Origin of the sequence: Candidatus Acidulodesulfobacterium ferriphilum, from assembly GCA_004195035.1 — a bacterium.
Taxonomy (GTDB): domain Bacteria; phylum SZUA-79; class SZUA-79; order Acidulodesulfobacterales; family Acidulodesulfobacteraceae; genus Acidulodesulfobacterium; species Acidulodesulfobacterium ferriphilum.
In genome coordinates, this window is record SGBD01000006.1 from 43,751 (window position 1) to 61,680 (window position 17,930).

Genomic DNA, 17,930 nt, shown 5'->3' on the forward strand with positions numbered 1-17,930 from the left:
AAATCCTAAAATCCTAATTTTTAAGCGCAGCGTGGGCGGCGGAAACGATAGCAACCGGAACTCTGTACGGAGAACAGCTGACATAGTTAAGCCCCAAGCTGTGACAAAATTCGATGGAACCAGGATCTCCGCCGTGTTCTCCGCATATTCCGAGTTTAATATCAGGCCTTGTCCCCGTTCCCTTCTGCACTGCAATCTTCATAAGTTCGCCTACGCCGTTTCTATCAAGCTCGATAAACGGGTCGGTCTTTAAGATATTTTTATTTAAATAATCCGGTAAAAACGAACCTATATCGTCTCTCGAAAAGCCGAAAGTAGTCTGCGTCAAGTCGTTTGTGCCGAACGAGAAAAACTCCGCCTCTTTTGCAATCTCATCCGCAACCATGCATGCCCTGGGAAGTTCAATCATGGTTCCGACAAGAAAGTTAAACCCGACTCCGTAACTTGACATAACATCATTGGCTTTTTTAACGACTAGTTCCTTTAGCAATTTTATTTCTTCATAAATACCGACGACCGGAATCATAATTTCTGGTATTATAACATTTCCGCCTTTATGGAATTCACACGCCGCTTCCATAATAGCCTGAACCTGCATTTCATAAATCTCTGGATAACTCACCCCAAGCCTGCACCCTCTGTGTCCAAGCATAGGGTTGACCTCATGAAGCGATATGACCTTTGTCTTTAACCTTTCATACGGAACATTCGTAATATCTGCGAGCTCTTTTATCTCCTGATCCGTTTTCGGCAAAAATTCATGAAGCGGCGGATCAAGCAAACGGATGTTAACGGAATATCCTTTCATTTCATTGTATAGCTCTATAAAATCAGACTTTTGCATCGGCAATAGCTTGTTCAGGGCTTTTTGCCTTTCTTCCACCGTACCCGCAAGTATCATTTCCCGAACGGCTTTTATTCTGTCGCCTTTAAAAAACATATGCTCCGTCCTGCAAAGTCCGATTCCTTCCGCCCCGTAATTTCTAGCAACTTTAGCATCTTCCGGGGTATCGGCATTTGCCCTTATTCTTAATTTTCTGAATTCATTTGCAAAATTCATTATAGTTATAAAATCCTCGTTTATCTCGGGTGTCACCATCTTCACATATCCCGAATAAACTTCACCGTTGGAGCCGTTCAAGGTTATAACATCGCCCCTTTTTACCGTTCTGTTTCCAACGGCTATTTCACCTCTTTTTTCATTTATTTCAAGAGAAGAACAGCCTGTTATAGCGCATTTTCCCATTCCCCTTGCAACGACAGCCGCGTGCGATGTCATTCCGCCTCTTGCCGTAAGGATTCCTTCCGCAACGCTCATTCCGTGAATATCTTCGGGCGAGGTTTCCATCCTGACTAATATTACTTTTTTCCCCTTTTTTGCCTCTTCTTCCGCTTCCTCCGCCGAAAAAACAACTTCTCCGCTTGCGGCGCCCGGGGATGCCGGCAGTCCTTTTGCCAGAACATCCTTTTTAGACTTTGCATCTACCGTGGGATACATTAATTGGGCAATGGAGTTGGGATCTATCCTTAGTATAGCGGTTTTTTTATCTATCATGCCCTCTTTTTCCATATCTACGGCTATCTTGACAGCGGCCTTAGCGGTTCTCTTACCTGTTCGAACCTGGAGCATGTAAAGGACGCCTTCCTGTATCGTAAATTCTAAATCAAGCATATCTTTATAATGTTTTTCCAAGAGCGCCGCATATTCTAATAGGTCTTTAAATACCGAAGGCATAGCATGTTCAAGTGAAACATCGTTCGGGTTTTTCTTCGAGATCTCGTTTATAGGCTGGGGGGTCCTGATTCCTGCAACAACATCCTCTCCCTGAGCGTTTATAAGATATTCCCCGTAAAACCCGTTTTCCCCTGTTGACGGATTTCTCGTAAAAGCGACGCCGGTTGCCGAAGAATTCCCCATGTTTCCATATACCATGGAAACGACATTTACGGCCGTCCCCCAATCTTCAGGAATTTTGTTAAGTTTTCTGTAAGTAATAGCCCTGGGCACATTCCATGATTCAAATACCGCCGATATTCCCATCCACAGCTGCGTCTCTGGATCGTCGGGAAAAGCTATGCCTTTTTCTTTTTTAACCACATCCTTGAACTCGTAAACAAGGCCTTTGAGGTCTCCTGCGCCAAGCTCGTTATCATTTTTAACATTTCTTTCTTTCTTTTTCTTTTCGAGAATGGACTCCATAATGCTTGAATCTATGCCCAAAACCACATTCGAAAACATCTGGATAAATCTTCTGTATGTATCATAAGCAAATCTTTCATTTCCAGATTTATTTATAAGCCCTTTAACCGTTTCATCATTTAATCCTAAATTAAGAACCGTATCCATCATGCCGGGCATGGAAATTCTTGCACCGCTTCTAACGGAGACCAAAAGAGGATTTAATGTATCGCCGAATCTTGCGCCCATAGCTTCTTCAATCATTTTGAGGCCGCCGTTAACTTCGTTCCTTAACTCTTCAGGGTATTTTTTATTATGTTCATAATAATATGTACAAACCTCCGTTGTAATAGTAAAGCCTGCCGGCACCCTTATACCGATATTGGTCATCTCGGCAAGTCCCGCCCCTTTTCCTCCTAAAAGATTTTTCATCGAACCTTTGCCGTCGGCATTCTTATTTCCAAAAAAATAGACATACTTAGCCATAACATCCTCCAACCAAAATGTAATTTTTTATAATTTTTATAATATAAAATAAATATAAATAGAATATTTTTGGCCCGCCATTCCTGCGCAAACAGGAATTACGCAATTAGTAAGACAATTTTGAGAAATCGCACAGATTTTTTAGCAAATTCAAAATGTTGTTCAACAGTCCAAGCCTCGAATTTTTAACGGCCGCATTATCGGTTAACACCAAAACCCCGTCAAAAAAATCATTAATCGGTTTTACGAGGGTATAAAAATGATTCATGACCTTATAATAGTCATTTTTTTTCAAAAAAGAAACGGTATCCCGTTGAACGGCCTCAAATGTTTTATAAAGATGAATTTCGTCCTGCAAAACGAGTTTACTAATGTCAAAATCTAAAATATTGCCGTAACTTAAGGTAATATTGTTAATTCGTTTATACGCCTGCGACAATTCGTAAAGTTCCTCATGCAGCTTATGTTTGGAAATGAAATCTATTTTTAAATATGATGTATAAAAATCGTAGCCGCCGTCTTCTCTAATTACGGATGTTATTGCATCGGGTTTATATTCCGAAGACAAAGACATAAGAAAATTTTTAAATCTTGTATTTGCAAAATTAATAAAGGAGGCTTTTAATTCATTTAAATTAACTTTTCTCTCCTTAAAAAAATTATTGAAGTAAAAATCAAAAACATGCTCCATCCGAATAATATATTTTTTTTCCAGAATAATTTCTATTATTCCTATCATAGCTCTTCTTAAATAAAAAGGATCGGATTCGCCGGTCGGAAGCCTTTTCAGCATTACAAACGAAAAAATGGTATCGAATTTATCTGACAAAGAGCATAAAGCCGATAAATCATTGGAAGGTAAAATCCTTTTTTTAGCTTTAACTATAGGGTAATAATGCTCCTCTATTGCAAGGCATACGACTCCCTCTTCTTTTGCCCTTTTTGCATAAATTTTGCCCGCTATTCCCTGCATCTCCGGAAATTCATATACGACATGGGTTGCAAGGTCAAATTTTAACAGGTTTGCCGCACGGTTAAATTGTAATGCATCATTTTCGGTAAAATTGCATTCTTTGGCTATGAATAATCCTAATGCCTTTATTCTTCCCGTTTTATCTAAATATGAACCTAAACCTTCATAAAATAGAATATCCTTAGTCTTTTCCACAAAATACGAAAGAGGATGTTTGATGTCTTCTTTATAAAAAAAGTCCGCATCGGCAAGCCTTGCCCCTAAAACCTTCGAATAACCGGAACGAATGTTATTTTCTATTTCCTCTTTATTTTTATTTATTTGCCAAATTGAAATATTTGAAATGCCTATAAAAGAGGGCGCCAAATTAGCTCCGCTTTTTACCGAATCATCCTTATTTTTTAAAGGAAAAAACCTCTGATGTTTGCGCATAACTATCGATAAAAGCTCTTCGGGAATGGACAGGAATTTTTTGTCAAAATTGCCTGTGATTGCGTGCGGCGTTTCGGTCAGTCCGACGATTTCATCCATAAAATCATCTTCATATTCGGCTATGTCTAATTTTAATTTTCCGGCGATAATCTCAAGTTCTTTTTCTATAAATAACCTTCTGTGCCCATTTTCTAAAATAATCCCGCTTGAAGAAATCAATTTAAAATAATCCTTTGAATTATTGACTTTCGTATATGATGTTTTATATGACCTGTTTCTTATAAGATAGGTGTAATCCGCCGCTTTAATATCCCCGTAATAAAATCTAAGGGGTTTTCCGTCGAAAAGCGATAAAATCCATAAAACCGGTCTTGGATAACGAACATCTTTATTTAGCCAGAACATAGACTTCTTAAAAGGAAGATCGGCAATAATATTTGGAATACTTTCGCTTAACAAGTCTTTTAATAATCTTCCTTTTATAATTTTTTTATAAGCTACATAAGGTCCTTTTTTTTGGTTAATTACATATAGCTTTTTATGGTTTAAAATCCCGTTTTTTTTCATGAATTGAGTTAAAGGCAACGCCGGCAAATCCCCGTGGTAAGATATATTTAAAGGGGGACCTACTATCTCGGTTTCTCTATCAAGCGTCTTTAAAGGCAGGCGCTTAATGAAAACAACGACGCGCCTCGGCGTCGAAAACGATTGGATAGCGGGCTTTTCAGGGAGCGATAAATCTTTTTCAAAAAAACTTTGAAGGCGGTCCGAAAGCGCGGCAGGAATAGCCTTTACCTCGCCGTAAGGGAGTTCTCCCGAACCGATTTCCAATAAATATTCGCTCACGGTATTATAACCATTTAAATGTTACGGTTAAACTTAAAAATAAACCTTGCAAATCCGAATCTATTTTATTCAACATCATCTTTTTTTGTGTAAAGTTTCGCGCAGCCCTCGGCCAAACTTCTCACCCTTAATATGTAATTCATCCTTTCGGAAACGCTTATAAGTCCTCTTGCATCCAATAAATTAAAAACATGGGAACACTTGAGGCAATATTCATAGGCTGGTTTAATGAGTTTCATATTTTCTAACGCAAGAAGTTCTTTCGATTCCTTTTCATAAATATCGAAAAGCGAAAATAATGTTTTTCCGCCCGCAAATTCAAAGCTGTATGTAGAAAACTGAAGCTCGTCATCTTTATGAATATCGCCGTATTTCAGATTTTGGTTCCACTGCAAATCAAAAACATTGTCTTTATCCTGAAGATACATAGCTATTCTTTCTAATCCGTAGGTTATTTCGATCGCGGGTTTAATAAGAGTGATGCCGCCAATCTGCTGGAAATAAGTAAACTGGGTAATTTCCATGCCGTCAAGCCAGACCTCCCAGCCAAGACCCCATGCTCCCAAAGTCGGAGATTCCCAATCGTCCTCTACAAACCTTATATCGTGCATATCCGGATTAATTCCGACACCCTCTAAACTTTTAAGGTAAATCTCCTGAATATTTTTTATGTAGGGCTGAATAATAACCTGAAACTGGTAGTATCTCCCAAGCCTGTTAGGGTTTTGGCCGTATCTTCCATCGGTGGGCCTTCTTGAAGGCTGAATATAAGCAACTCTCCAGCCATCCCCCTTTAAGCACCTGAGAAATGTATAAGGCGAAAAAGTGGCGGCTCCAACTTCCATATCAAGGGGTTGGAGAATAACGCACCCAAAATCGGACCAAAAATTTTGGAGTTTAAATATTAAATGTTGAAAATCTAAGCTTTTAATTTTGATATATCGCGCCCTTTAAAATTTGGTATAAAATTTTTATGTATATATATAATATATAAATATGATGTACATATTTATATATTAAAGATATTAAAAGATAATATTATACTAAAGGGCAAGCATATTTTCAATAGATTTTCTTGCTTTAATCCTGATATCCTCGGAAATCCTGATAATATTTTTCATATTTGCCAAAGAATTCATAACATCTTCCAGATGGGTTTTTTTCATATTCGGACAGATAAGGCCTTTGTTTGATGAAATAAAAACCTTATCGGGATTTTCCTTTTTCATCTTATACATTATGCCCTGCTCCGTCCCGATGATAAAATATTTTGCATTAGATTCACGGACAAACTTATACATGCCTGAGGTCGAAGAAACATGATCCGCAACATCGATGGTTTCGGGAGTTGATTCGGGGTGGGCTACAAACACGGCTCCGGGATACTTTTCCTTGAGAGTTTTAATATCTTCGGGCGTGGTTCTTTTGTGAGGAGGACAATATCCCGGCCAGCTTATTACTTCTTTATCGGTAAATCTTTGCACATAGCTTCCCAAATTTTTATCCGGAACCATTATGACCCTTCCCGCCGGCAAGGAATTCACGACCTTAACCGCATTGGCGGAGGTGCAGCATATGTCGGAAACCGCTTTGCATTCAGCCGATGTATTCACATAGGCGACAACAGGAGCGCCCGGATAATCGTTTTTTAAATTAATAATATCTTTGGCGGTTATCATATCGACCATCGGACATCCCGCATTTTCGTTCGGAAGAATAACAATCTTATCCGGGTTCATAATAGCGGCGCTTTCCGCCATAAATCTGACCCCGCAAAATACGATAATATCCGCATCGGTTTTATTTGCCTTGATCGAAAGTTCCAACGAATCCCCTTGAAAATCGGCAATGTCTTGAATCTCCTCCCTCTGGTAATTATGTGCCAGCAATATTGCATTCTTTTTTTTCAACAGGTCTTTTATTATCCCCTGTTTTGTTTTTATATCGTTTTTGTCATCTGTATTCACCATTTTTTTATCTTTCCTCTCCAAAATGTTCAAGATCTTCCGGCCTTTTCCGCGTTATAACCGGTGCTTCCCCCTGCACGAGCAGTCTAATCTTTTCCACGGCTTCTGGATTGGCAAGCGTTGTAATATCCCCTATATCAAATTTATTCGGTATGGCGGAAAGCACGCGGCGCATAATTTTACCCGAACGCGTTTTTGGCATATCGGGGACAATGTACACATACTTTGGCCTTGCTATTTTGCCAATCTCTTTTTCTATGGTTGAAATCACCTTTTGGGTAGTTTCCCGTTCTTTATCCTCGAAACCCGGTTTGAGCGTTATGTAAACGGCAGGAACCCTGCCTTTTGTTTCGTCTATAACCGGCACGGCGGCGGCTTCCGCTACCTCAGGCACTGTTAAGCACGCAGATTCCAGTTCCTTTGTTCCGAGGCGATGCCCCGAAACATTTATTACATCGTCTATTCTTCCTAAAATCCTATAATATCCGTCGGAAGCGTCCACGGCACCGTCGCCCGCGAAGTACGGCCAATCGCGCCAGTCTTTGCTATCTTTGTTTTTATTATATTTTGAATAATAAGTATTTACAAAGCGCTCGGGGTCGCCCCAAATCGTTTGCATAATGCCTGGCCATGGGTTTCTTATGCATATATTCCCAGCCTTTCCCGAACCCGCTTTAACCTCTTCTCCGTTTTCATCATAAATAATGGGGTATATGCCCGGCAAACCGGGACCGGCGCTTCCGGGTTTCATTAAATCGAGAGCAGGAATAGTACTGCACAGGAAACCGCCGTTTTCCGTCTGCCACCATGTATCCACGATAACGGCCTCTTTTTTGCCGGCAATTTCGTAATACCATTTCCATACATCCGGCTCTATCGGCTCTCCAACCGTCGTCATATGCTTGAAATGATAGTTATACTTCTTTGGCTCATCCGGGCCAGTTTTTCGCAGCATACGGATGGATGTGGGAGAGGTGTGAAAAATATTTACATTAAGTCTTTCCGCAATTCTCCATACCCTGCCCGCATCGGGATAGGTCGGCACGCCTTCATAAATTACGCTTGTAGCCGCCAGTGCCAACGGACCGTAAACAATGTACGAATGGCCGGTAATCCAGCCTATATCCGCCATGCACCAGTACACATCCTCCGGATGTATATCCTGTATATATTTGGAGGTGCCGGCCACATAGGATAAATATCCGCCCGTGCTGTGCTGCACGCCCTTAGGCTTGCCCGTCGTTCCGCTGGTGTACATGATAAACAAAGGTGCTTCCGCCGGCAAAGATACGGGTTCGATATGTTTGCCGCGAAAATCTTTAAGGACATCGTCTATAAAAAAATCGCGGCCTTTTACCATCGGAGATTTTGAAACATATTTACCAGGGTATCGCCTCCATACAAGAACCTTATCGACGGGCTGACCGAGGCTTTTTGCTCTTTCCACCGCTATATCGGCATTTGCTTTATGATCTATCAGGTTGCCGGATCTGTGGTAGCCGTCTATCGTAACAAGTACCCTGCTTCCCGAATCGGCAATCCTGTCGCCGCATGCTTGACCGCTAAAGCCGCCGTAAACCTCGGAATGGATAATGCCGAGCCTTGCGGCCGCAAGCATGCTGACCGGAAGATCCAGAACCATCGGAAGATGAAAAGTTATTCTGTCGCCCGTTTTAAGTCCGGCAAAATCCTGTAAAAGCACAGAAAATTCGTTTATCCTTGCATAAAGCTCCTGATATGTAATTACTATATTGGATTCCTCTTCCGGCTCAGGTACGAATATCAATGCGGCTTTATTTTTATACTTTGCTAAATGCCTGTCGACGCAGTTATAGGACGCGTTTATTTTACCGCCGACAAACCATTTCCAGAAAGGCGGATTGTCGGCGTCGAGCGTTGTATGCCAGTATTTATCCCATGTAAGCATATCGGCGTATTCCCTGAAACATTCGGGAAAATTTTCCATCTTAAAGCGTTCGCGGATATCCGGATCAGCCATGTTCGCCTGCGCAATAAATTTAACGGATGGACTGACCAGCGCTTCTTCTTTCCAGTAAACGGAGATTTGTGCTTCAGTTGCCTCAACGCCTTCCGAATTAACGGCATTTTTATTATTTTTATTCTTATTCTTAATATCGTTCATGGATATTCTCCTCATATTTTTTATCTTTTTATTCCTTTTTGCAGCCCGCTCATCTTAGGCATTGTTTATACGATATTATTTAGTTCCGAGCGGCCATACGGTTCTTCCGTAAATTTCATTCAAAACCTGGGCAAGTCCTGCATAAATAGCCGATAATCCGCAAAATATCCCTTCCCAGCCGGCAATAGTAAGAATAGCAGGATTGTCTGTTCCTTCACCGATGGCGAGAAGGAAGAATAAAATAAACAGCGTGAAAAATACAACTTGCAATGCCCTATTAAGCCTGAGCGTTCCGATGAACATAATAAATGTAAAAAGACCCCACATAATAAAATAGGCAACCATGCCGCCTTTGTCCGTCGCGGGTATCCAGCCCCATTTCGGAAAGAATATTAAAGCTACCAACGAAAGCCAAAAAGCTCCGTAAGAAGTAAATGCGGTTGCGCCAAATGTATTTTTCTTTTTCCATTCTTCTATGCCCGCGATAATCTGCGCAAGCCCCCCGTAAAAAACGCCCATTGCGAGAATCATGCTTCCAAGACTATAAATTCCTGCATTTGCCAAGTTCAACAGCACCGTCGTCATACCAAAGCCCATTAAACCAAGCGGAGCTGGATTTCCGGTTGTATCCTGAATTGTAATCATAGTTGAAAGAACCCCTTGTTTTTCTTCAGGCATAATTACCTCCTTATTGTTTATATTATTTTTGTTTTCGCAGAACTTGCGAAATCGATTTTACTCCTTGATTTTATTCTTGTTTATATTATTATAACATATTATAATTTAACTTCCACATATAAAACCAATGTCTAAACAGGTGCAAACAATAATGGATTTAAAAACGGAAAACGCCGCAATAGCCGATGAATCTAAATTTGAATACAAAAGGATATTAACTGGGGACAGGCCCACAGGCCCCCTTCATCTCGGACATTATGCCGGTTCGTTAAGAAACAGGGTAAGGCTTCAGGGCAAGTATGAAACATTTATATTAATTGCGGACATTCAAGCGCTTACGACAAATTTTGAACATCCGGAAAAACTGCAAGAAAATATTTTTCTTGCCGCTCTCGACTATCTTTCATGCGGCATAGACCCCAATTTGTCCACTATAATCATTCAATCGATGATTCCCGAGATTTCGGAACTTACGACATTTTTTTCAATGCTCGTATCTATAAATCCCTTAAAACACAATCCGACGATTAAAACGGAAGCAAAGGAAAGGGGATATAAGGAGCTAACTTATGGTTTCTTGGGCTATCCCGTAAGTCAAACCGCCGATATCGCAATTTTTAAAGCCGATTTGGTGCCTGTCGGCATTGACCAGCTTCCGCATATAGAACTTGCAAGAAAAATAGTTAGAAAATTCAATGAATTATATAATGGAAACCTGATAGAACCCTTTGCCCTGATAGATAAATTTCCAAAGTTAGTCGGGCTTGACGGAAATCTTAAAATGAGCAAATCTTATGGAAATGCGATTAACCTTTCCGATGAGTTTGATCTGATTAAGTCGAAAATAAGAGCGGCTTTAACGGATAAAAATAGAATTCACCCGACCGACAAGGGAAACCCCGAAATTTGCACGATTTATTCCTATCACAAGGCTTTTGCAGGTGAAACCCTTATTAAAGAAACGGACTACAATTGCAGAAACGGAAAAATAGGCTGCGTGAAATGCAAGGAGAACCTTTTCGAGGTAATTAAAAAACTCCTCGAGCCGATGAATGAAAGACGGGCTTGCTATTTAAGCAATAAAGACGAAATATGGGATATACTGCTAACGGGAACCGCCAGAGCCAAGGCTATCGCTTCGGAAACCATTAAGGAAGTAAAAGAATCGATGAAAATATTATATATTCTTCCGTAATCCAAATTATGGACGTGATTTTGCTATTGCAAATAAACGGTTTTTAATGCTATCATATCATATTAAAAACTACTGCTTATTTGCAAAAATTAAATGGAGGATTTATTGTAATGGCAAACAAACTTTTTATGATGCTTCAAAATACTACGCCTTCTAACCCCCATGCGCTCGGAGCGCCATTCTTTCAGGCTGCCGCAGCTGCAACAATGGACTATGAAGTGGAGGTCGTACTAACGGCTGATGCAGGTCTCTTAATGAAAAAGGGAGTAGCCGAAAACTTAAGGGTCAAAGAGGGGAGCCCGAAGTCTGTCTATGATTTTATCAAAGACGCTTACGATGCGGGCGTCGTGTTTAAGGTATGCACGCCGGCTCTTGAATTAAACAATTTCACAAAAGACGATCTTATAGAAGAATGCAGCGGAGTTGTAGGTGGGGCTTATGTTGTTGAAATGGTAATGGATGACGATGTTAAAACCCTTTCATACTAAACAGGTTTAGGAAAAAGGGTCAGGAAAAAGGGGTCAGCAACTGTGTTATTTATTCGAATAAATAACACAGTTGCTGACCCCTTGACCCCTTTTCTTCTTTTTCTTTATTTATTATTTATAAGATTATTGAGCGCATATTCTTTCACCCCTTCCAATAAGGTAAACCTGTCGAGGGTTACGGTTTCGCACGGCATCGACCTTACAAAGAGCTGGTTATTTACAAGCCCGCCGGTTAAATATATCTTTTTGGGCTTTCTTGCAAACCTGTACATAGAAATACACACGCCTTTGATTAACATTGCGGCGGCTATCCCCGGCTCTACGCCTGTCGCCACGGAATCAAAAACATGTCCCATCCCGAGAAGTCCGCATGTGGCGGTTATAAATTCTTTCTGCGGCTCAATCTTTGAATAATCTACATTCAGGTAATTACCCAAAATTTCGATAGCCTGACCCGTAAATGCGCCGCATTCGGTATTCCAGTCCGAATGTATAAAATTCCTATTCTCAAAAACGACATATTTTGCATCTCTCGAGCCTATATCAAGCAAGGTAAAAGAGTCTTCTCCTATAAGTTTTTTACCGGCATTAGCTAAGGCTATAATCTCATTAACCGAATGATTGGCAAACCTGTTAATGTTATGACCCGTGCCTGCGTCGGCTTTAAATGTTTTTTCAAGGTCAGACACTCTTTTAACCGTCCTTTCGTCTGTTTCGGTATCCAGTATCTTGGCATAGGTCGTTCCCGCATCAAGTAGTATCATATTATATTTGTATCTCCGCTTTGCTGGATTCCTGCTTACGCAGGAATGACGATATGCCTGTATTAAGCAGTATCTTTACCGCATCTGCATTATGTCTAATTGCAACCTTTTACCGTCATTCCTGCGCAAGCAGGAATCCAGCGTCATTATTAAATTTTTAAGATAATTTTATATAACATTATTTAATTGCAAGAATGCGGTTAATTTGGCTACAGTACTTCTCGTAAGCCCGATGTCCATATCGATAAAAATCCCCCTTGGATGCTTGTTTGCAAGATAAGATGCGAGACCCGCCTTTGGGCAAAAACTCTGGGAAAAAAATACCGTCGGCACATCCGGGTTGAATTCCAATTCTAATTTAAGATCGCCGGGGGTAAGGTTTTCGACGCACCTTGTCCAGCCGTAAACATGGGTTTCGTCAGGAAAATAATTTGCGATACTAAAATCCCCCCAGGGCGGAGTCCCCCAGAAAGCGCATTTCGGTTTAACGTACTCCGGCCTGAACGGTTTTTTCTTCTCCATATCGCGGTAAAAATAGCCGGCTATTTTGCCAAATTTTTCATCTAAAGGAATACCGCTTTTACAAATAAAATCCCCTTTTCTTTCCAAGTCGTTATTTTTTACCCGCCTTAACTTAATTTTAAGTTCATTTTCGATAAAATCGGCAACGAACCCCATTTCGTTGCATCTGCAAATCTCGGAATCCTCGATAATTATCTCCGAAATCGGATTTCTGCCGACCAAAACCGAATCCATCACATCCTCGGTCCAATAATCCGTAACCGACAAAATATTGGCAATTATTCTTTTTATTTGAGCGCAATATGCTTTGGGAAGTATATTGTCGGTCGGCTCCGTTATAAGCTGGTCAACTTTATACATATCGAGCGATAAAATTATGGCGCTTTTTTGTATTAATTCGTCCATAACTTCTTTAGGCGGAATACCTATAATACCGACAAACGGCTTGTCTTTGGGATTTTGAAGAAAAGATTGTTCCTTTCCTTTAATAAACCCGTGTCTCGTCAACACCATATCCTGCATCGGATTGTAATTTTTATCATCCTTATTTTTCAATATTATACATACCCTTTTTAAATTTAGCGGATAAAAGTATCTTACAGGATTTTAAATTATAGGTAAATGACTTTTGTCACGAAAATTGGTTTATTAAACGGCTGCCGTTCCCATTTTAAGCTAACAAACACCGCAAACAAACTCTATTGCAGATGTTGCGGCAAGAGCGCCTTCGCCGACCGCCGTTGCAACCTGGAGTAATTTTTTTGAATGGGCATCGCCTGCGCAAAATACGCCGGGCATTGAAGTCATTAAGGTGTAATGATCGGTTTTTATAAAACCGTTTTCATCCTTTTCTAAATTTTTTAAAAATGACGTCTGGGGTATTATTCCGATGAAAATAAAAACGCCTTTTACTGGAACAGTTGTTCTTTCTTTGGTCTTAACATTTTCGATCGTCACAGATTCCACGGTTTTTATTCCATTAATAGAAACGGGTATATGTTCTAATTTTAAGATGACATTTTCAGCATTATGAAGCCTTTCCTGGATTATTTTCTCTGCCCTTAATTCCTTTCTTCTGTGAATTAAAACAGTTGATTTTACGATTTTTGTAAGATAATTAGCCTCTTTAACCGCCGTGTCTCCTCCGCCGATAACGGCAATATCCTCATCCTTAAAGAATGGACCGTCGCAGGTTGCGCAATACGACACTCCTCTTCCCGTAAATTCTCTTTCCCCTGGTATATTAAGCCTTTTAGGAGATGCTCCGACCGTTATAATAACGGTCTTTGACTGGTAAGTTCCGTCAACGCCTCTTATAATCTTATATTCTCCAGCGTCGGTTATGTCTTTTATTTCATCATAAATAATATTCAGGCCAAGTCCTTTGGCATGTTCCTCAAACTTTTGCATAAGCTCAACGCCCGAAAGAGATGGAAAACCCGGATAATTTTCGATATTATCGGAAAGAGCAATTTGCCCTCCGACAGCCATTTTTTCTATTAAAATAAGATTAAGGCGCGCTCTGAGACCGTATATTGCTGCGGATAGGCCGGCAGGTCCGCCGCCAATTATGACCAAATCGTAAATCATTTACCCTTACCCCCTTTATTTTATTTATAAATTAATTTATTTTATGTTGTTTTATTTAAAGGCGATTAATATAATACTTATACCGGCAATGTAAAAAATATCATTATTTATATATATTTAATCATATATAATCTTTTTAATCAAATAAGCTATATCTCAAAATTATGAAAAAATCTCTCAATCTATTACAATTAACATTTGCTTCGACAAGCGCAATTATCGGTTCTGGATGGCTTCTGGGCGTATATGTCAGCGCAAAATACGCAGGCCCCGCCTCGATATTTTCGTGGTTTATCAGCGGATTTGCCGTAATGCTGATAGCATTAGTTTACAGCGAGCTTGGAGCTATGCTTCCAGCCGCCGGAGGACTCGCAAGATACCCAAAATATACCCACGGGGCATTTTTAGGATTTATAACAAGCTGGATACTTATTATAGCCGGCGCGGCTGTCAGCACCATCGAGACGGAAGCGACCGTCCAGTATTTAAATTTTTATTTCCATAACCTCTTTATAAATAATTCGCTGACCCCCGCCGGACTGATTTTTGCTTTTTTTATTCTTATTTTTTTCTTTTTACTCAATCTGTTCGGGGCCAAAATATTTGCCAAAACCAATACTTTTCTTACTTATTTTAAAATCTCGATACTTATAACGGCCGCAATCGCGCTTATTTATGTTTCCGTCAAAAACGGCAATATCAAAAATCTTGCAAGTTATAATTTAATGCCTTATGGATATGACGGCATTATGAAAAGCGTATCTTTGGGCGGAGTAATCTTTTCGTATCTCGGTTTCAGGCAGGCTATCGATCTTTCGGGGGAAGCCAAAAAACCGGGAAGGGATGTCCCCATTGCAACTATATTATCGGTTATTATAGGAATTATGGCTTACACATTGCTTGCATTCAGCTTTATAATATCTGTTCCGCAGGTAAAAAACAATTCATGGAATATGCTGAATTTTTCATCTCCTTTTGTAAATTTATTAAATCTTCACGGATTACCCGTATTTGCTTTGATAGTGGTATTTGGGGCTGTAATATCCCCGTTTGCAACAGGACTCGTATATATGGGAACCACATCGAGGGTAACATTCGCTATGTCTAAGATGAAATTTTTGCCCAAGAGTTTTCATTTAAACTTTAACAGGTATGGAACGGCTTATATAGCCTTGATTTTCACCTTTTTCCTTTCCGCATTATACCTTCTTCCATTTCCAAGCTGGCAGTCTTTGGTCGGCATAATCACATCGGGAATGGTTTTTACTTATATCTTAGGACCTGTCGGGCTTATGGCCTTTCGGAAATTAGACCCCCATAGAAAGAGGCCTTTTTATCTCCCGTTTGCGAATACTATTTCTTTACTGGCATTTATAGTCGGAACGCTGATAATTTACTGGTCAGGCTTCGATGTCTTATGGAAACTCGGGATAGGAATATCCGCGGGGGTTATACTTTTTATTTTTACGAATTTTAATAAAATTAAAAAGAAATTAAAAGAAACGGTTATACCGGGGCTCTGGTTTCTGTTTTATATAATTGCTATTTTAACGACATCCTTTTTCGGCAGTAAAAGTTTTGGCGGAAAAAATTTGATTAAATCGCCCTACGACTTGATTGCCGTGATTTTAATCGCCGTCCTGTTCTACTTCATCGCGATTAATACCTCGATAAAAAAAGAAGAGATGAAAATGATAATAGAGGAAGAATTTATCGGGGAAGAATTCGAGATTTAGTGAAAAAGGGAAAAGGGGTCAGATTTATTTATTTTTTACAAATAAATCTGACCCCTTTTCCACTCGGGACTATTTTAACGACTCAAGATACTTAGCGATTGTGTTGAGCTGCGACGCCGGAATGCTTTTTAATCTCGGCATTATCACAAGATAAGTATGTCCGTTAATGGTAGCCGGTATTCCGTATGTAAAATGCACTTTGGGGTCGATTATTTGAGTTTCTATCCATGATAGGCTTTTTGTTTTTCCGACATGGGAAAGGTTAGGACCGACGGTGCCGCCTATTCCATTTATCCGGTGACACGCGATACAGTTATCCGCCCTGAAAAGCTTAAGTCCTTCCGGCAGTTTTGGATAAGCTAAATTTGCCCTTTTATACGGAAAAGTTTTGATATATCCTGCTAATCTATCAGCCACGGAAGACGGAATAGCTTGAAACCCCGGCATTCTGACAAGATAAATCTTACCGTTAATTTTCTTTTTAGTTCCTAAAATAAAATGGCTTCCGGGATGAAATATCTGCGCTTTAATCCATGAAAGACTTTTTGTTTTTCCGATATAGGAAAGATCCGGCCCCACTGTCCCGCCCTGATGCCCCAGAGTGTGGCAGTCGATGCAGTAATACTCCTTAAAAAGTTTAGGCCCGGAAGGCAATGCAAAAGCAAAATTTGAAATAAAAAAAATAGCAGCCAAGCAAAATGTCATAATAAAAAAAATATACCTTTTCATTTTTTGTTCCTCCTTAATCTTATTTATTTAACCATCCCGTCCGCCTTTTAAAAATTATCCCTCCCCTACCAAAGGGGGGCTTCGGAGAGAGGGGAGGTAATTTAACAAGCCGTCAAGATGTATTGCTTATTCTTTATTAATAATTATATTGCGCATTATTCCCAATTTATGCAGGATAAATGCTGATTTTTGTAAGGTAAATCTTTAAAGAAAATGTAGGGAAAAACCTTATACTCTTAATATTAATAGAAAAAGGGGTCAGATTTATTTGTAAATAAATCTGACCCCTTTTTCTATTTTTCTTCTTTTCTCCTCTTTTTTCGCTTTTTTCATTTTTATTGTTTTAAAATTTTAAGTTTTTCTATAAAATCCATAAGATCGGATTTATTCTCAAGACCCAATTTTTCCATTCCCCTTAAGCGGTATGTGGCAACGGTTTTTTCGCTCAAGAAGTGCTTTTCCGCGATTTCTTTATTTGTAAAGCCCTGCACGATACCGATCACAACCTCCTGCTCCCTCGAGCTTAAGCTATTCCAGAGAAGTTTTTCCCTGCTTAATTTGCCGGTACCGGTTTTAGATTGCAGACCGCTTATAAAACCCTCTATCATCGAAGGATGAATATATATTTCTCCTCTTGCCACCGTTCTGATCGCGTAAATTAGATCATAATCCATTGCTTTTTTTATTAAAAAACCGGATGCTCCCGAATCAATGGCTCTTTCAAGGTATTGTTTATCTTCATGCATGGTCAGCATTAATATTCTCGATTCCGGCGATATTGTTTTAAATTTTGGGATTAAGTCAAGCCCGTTTATATCATGTAAAGATATATCGAGTAGTACTACATCGGGGGTTTTTGCCTTTATAAGTTTAACGGCGGACAGCGCATCAGTTGCCATGCCGGTTACTTTTATGTCATCCTGCCCGTCAAGCAGAACCTTTAAAGCAGTGAGCAATATATAATGGTCGTCAACCATGCATATTGTTATCATTTCTCACTCCTTATTTCAAAGTATGGATTACCGCTTCGCCATCTCCAGCACGCATCAAAGACATGCTTTGACAGACGCAGGCTGGAATATCTGCGAAAGCGGTAATCAAGAGTCTTTAAGGCCTTTACGCTTTTTCCACCCTGACCGGCGCATAGTAGTAAACCATAGAGCCGCCCACGGGGTCGGTTAAGACGGTCGTCCATCCGTCTT

The 17,930-nt window shown here is 39.9% G+C and carries 14 protein-coding genes; 3 read left to right on the forward strand and 11 right to left on the reverse strand.

Annotation, left to right across the window (positions count from 1 at the left end; translation table 11 throughout):
- Nucleotides 1-13: 13 nt before the first annotated feature.
- From EVJ47_08835 to EVJ47_08860, 6 genes are all read right to left on the reverse strand, one after another.
- A complete protein-coding gene (locus tag EVJ47_08835; protein RZD13874.1) occupies nucleotides 14-2,665 on the reverse strand; it encodes a pyruvate, phosphate dikinase in 2,652 nt (883 codons plus the stop codon).
- Between the two features lie 106 nt (nucleotides 2,666-2,771).
- Nucleotides 2,772-4,916: a glycine--tRNA ligase subunit beta gene (locus EVJ47_08840; GenBank protein RZD13875.1), complete on the reverse strand. Its 2,145-nt coding sequence runs from the start codon at nucleotides 4,914-4,916 to the stop codon at nucleotides 2,772-2,774.
- 65 nt (nucleotides 4,917-4,981) lie between these two features.
- Entirely contained in the window at nucleotides 4,982-5,848 is an 867-nt protein-coding gene (locus EVJ47_08845; GenBank protein RZD13876.1) for a glycine--tRNA ligase subunit alpha, read from the reverse strand.
- Nucleotides 5,849-5,959: 111 nt separating this feature from the next.
- Complete coding sequence (gene nadA, locus EVJ47_08850; protein ID RZD13877.1) at nucleotides 5,960-6,886, reverse strand: quinolinate synthase NadA; 927 nt, start codon at nucleotides 6,884-6,886, stop codon at nucleotides 5,960-5,962.
- 4 nt (nucleotides 6,887-6,890) lie between these two features.
- A complete protein-coding gene (gene acs, locus EVJ47_08855) occupies nucleotides 6,891-9,026 on the reverse strand; it encodes an acetate--CoA ligase (GenBank protein RZD13878.1) in 2,136 nt (711 codons plus the stop codon).
- A gap of 75 nt (nucleotides 9,027-9,101) precedes the next feature.
- On the reverse strand, nucleotides 9,102-9,704 hold the full coding sequence (locus EVJ47_08860; GenBank protein RZD13879.1) for a hypothetical protein: 603 nt from the start codon (nucleotides 9,702-9,704) through the stop codon (nucleotides 9,102-9,104).
- A gap of 151 nt (nucleotides 9,705-9,855) precedes the next feature.
- Between EVJ47_08860 and trpS the strand changes: the two genes are divergently transcribed.
- Both trpS and EVJ47_08870 read left to right on the forward strand, forming a co-directional pair.
- On the forward strand, nucleotides 9,856-10,899 hold the full coding sequence (gene trpS, locus EVJ47_08865) for a tryptophan--tRNA ligase (protein ID RZD13880.1): 1,044 nt from the start codon (nucleotides 9,856-9,858) through the stop codon (nucleotides 10,897-10,899).
- A 110-nt stretch (nucleotides 10,900-11,009) separates the two neighbouring features.
- On the forward strand, nucleotides 11,010-11,387 hold the full coding sequence (locus EVJ47_08870; protein RZD13881.1) for a peroxiredoxin: 378 nt from the start codon (nucleotides 11,010-11,012) through the stop codon (nucleotides 11,385-11,387).
- Between the two features lie 104 nt (nucleotides 11,388-11,491).
- Here the strand turns inward: EVJ47_08870 and EVJ47_08875 are convergent, their stop codons facing one another.
- The 3 genes from EVJ47_08875 to trxB form a co-directional block, all read right to left on the reverse strand.
- The gene (locus EVJ47_08875; GenBank protein RZD13882.1) at nucleotides 11,492-12,151 is read right to left on the reverse strand and encodes an ATPase; all 660 of its coding nucleotides are present in this window, start codon (nucleotides 12,149-12,151) and stop codon (nucleotides 11,492-11,494) included.
- Nucleotides 12,152-12,319: 168 nt separating this feature from the next.
- The gene (locus tag EVJ47_08880) at nucleotides 12,320-13,228 is read right to left on the reverse strand and encodes a hypothetical protein (GenBank protein RZD13883.1); all 909 of its coding nucleotides are present in this window, start codon (nucleotides 13,226-13,228) and stop codon (nucleotides 12,320-12,322) included.
- A gap of 120 nt (nucleotides 13,229-13,348) precedes the next feature.
- The gene (gene trxB, locus EVJ47_08885) at nucleotides 13,349-14,263 is read right to left on the reverse strand and encodes a thioredoxin-disulfide reductase (GenBank protein RZD13884.1); all 915 of its coding nucleotides are present in this window, start codon (nucleotides 14,261-14,263) and stop codon (nucleotides 13,349-13,351) included.
- Between the two features lie 164 nt (nucleotides 14,264-14,427).
- On the opposite strand from trxB, the gene EVJ47_08890 reads away from it, so the two are divergent.
- Nucleotides 14,428-15,999 (forward strand): APC family permease, encoded by a 1,572-nt coding sequence (locus EVJ47_08890; GenBank protein ID RZD13885.1) that lies wholly within the window; start codon nucleotides 14,428-14,430, stop codon nucleotides 15,997-15,999.
- Between the two features lie 69 nt (nucleotides 16,000-16,068).
- Here EVJ47_08890 and EVJ47_08895 read toward each other — a convergent pair whose 3' ends face one another.
- Both EVJ47_08895 and EVJ47_08900 read right to left on the reverse strand, forming a co-directional pair.
- Nucleotides 16,069-16,728, reverse strand: a complete 660-nt coding sequence (locus tag EVJ47_08895; protein ID RZD13886.1) for a cytochrome c — start codon at nucleotides 16,726-16,728, stop codon at nucleotides 16,069-16,071.
- Between the two features lie 335 nt (nucleotides 16,729-17,063).
- Nucleotides 17,064-17,720 carry a response regulator transcription factor gene (locus tag EVJ47_08900; protein RZD13887.1) on the reverse strand — a complete coding sequence of 219 codons (657 nt, stop codon included), beginning with the start codon at nucleotides 17,718-17,720 and terminating at the stop codon, nucleotides 17,064-17,066.
- Nucleotides 17,721-17,930 lie beyond the last annotated feature (210 nt).

Coding starts and splice junctions, on each gene's coding strand:
- EVJ47_08875 (RZD13882.1), bottom strand. CDS start 12,151: ATGATACTACTTGATGCGGGAACGACCTATGCCAAGATACTGGATACC.
- EVJ47_08870 (RZD13881.1), top strand. CDS start 11,010: ATGGCAAACAAACTTTTTATGATGCTTCAAAATACTACGCCTTCTAAC.
- nadA (RZD13877.1), bottom strand. CDS start 6,886: ATGGTGAATACAGATGACAAAAACGATATAAAAACAAAACAGGGGATA.
- EVJ47_08860 (RZD13879.1), bottom strand. CDS start 9,704: ATGCCTGAAGAAAAACAAGGGGTTCTTTCAACTATGATTACAATTCAG.
- EVJ47_08900 (RZD13887.1), bottom strand. CDS start 17,720: ATGATAACAATATGCATGGTTGACGACCATTATATATTGCTCACTGCT.
- trxB (RZD13884.1), bottom strand. CDS start 14,263: ATGATTTACGATTTGGTCATAATTGGCGGCGGACCTGCCGGCCTATCC.
- EVJ47_08890 (RZD13885.1), top strand. CDS start 14,428: ATGAAAAAATCTCTCAATCTATTACAATTAACATTTGCTTCGACAAGC.
- trpS (RZD13880.1), top strand. CDS start 9,856: ATGGATTTAAAAACGGAAAACGCCGCAATAGCCGATGAATCTAAATTT.
- acs (RZD13878.1), bottom strand. CDS start 9,026: ATGAACGATATTAAGAATAAGAATAAAAATAATAAAAATGCCGTTAAT.
- EVJ47_08895 (RZD13886.1), bottom strand. CDS start 16,728: ATGAAAAGGTATATTTTTTTTATTATGACATTTTGCTTGGCTGCTATT.
- EVJ47_08835 (RZD13874.1), bottom strand. CDS start 2,665: ATGGCTAAGTATGTCTATTTTTTTGGAAATAAGAATGCCGACGGCAAA.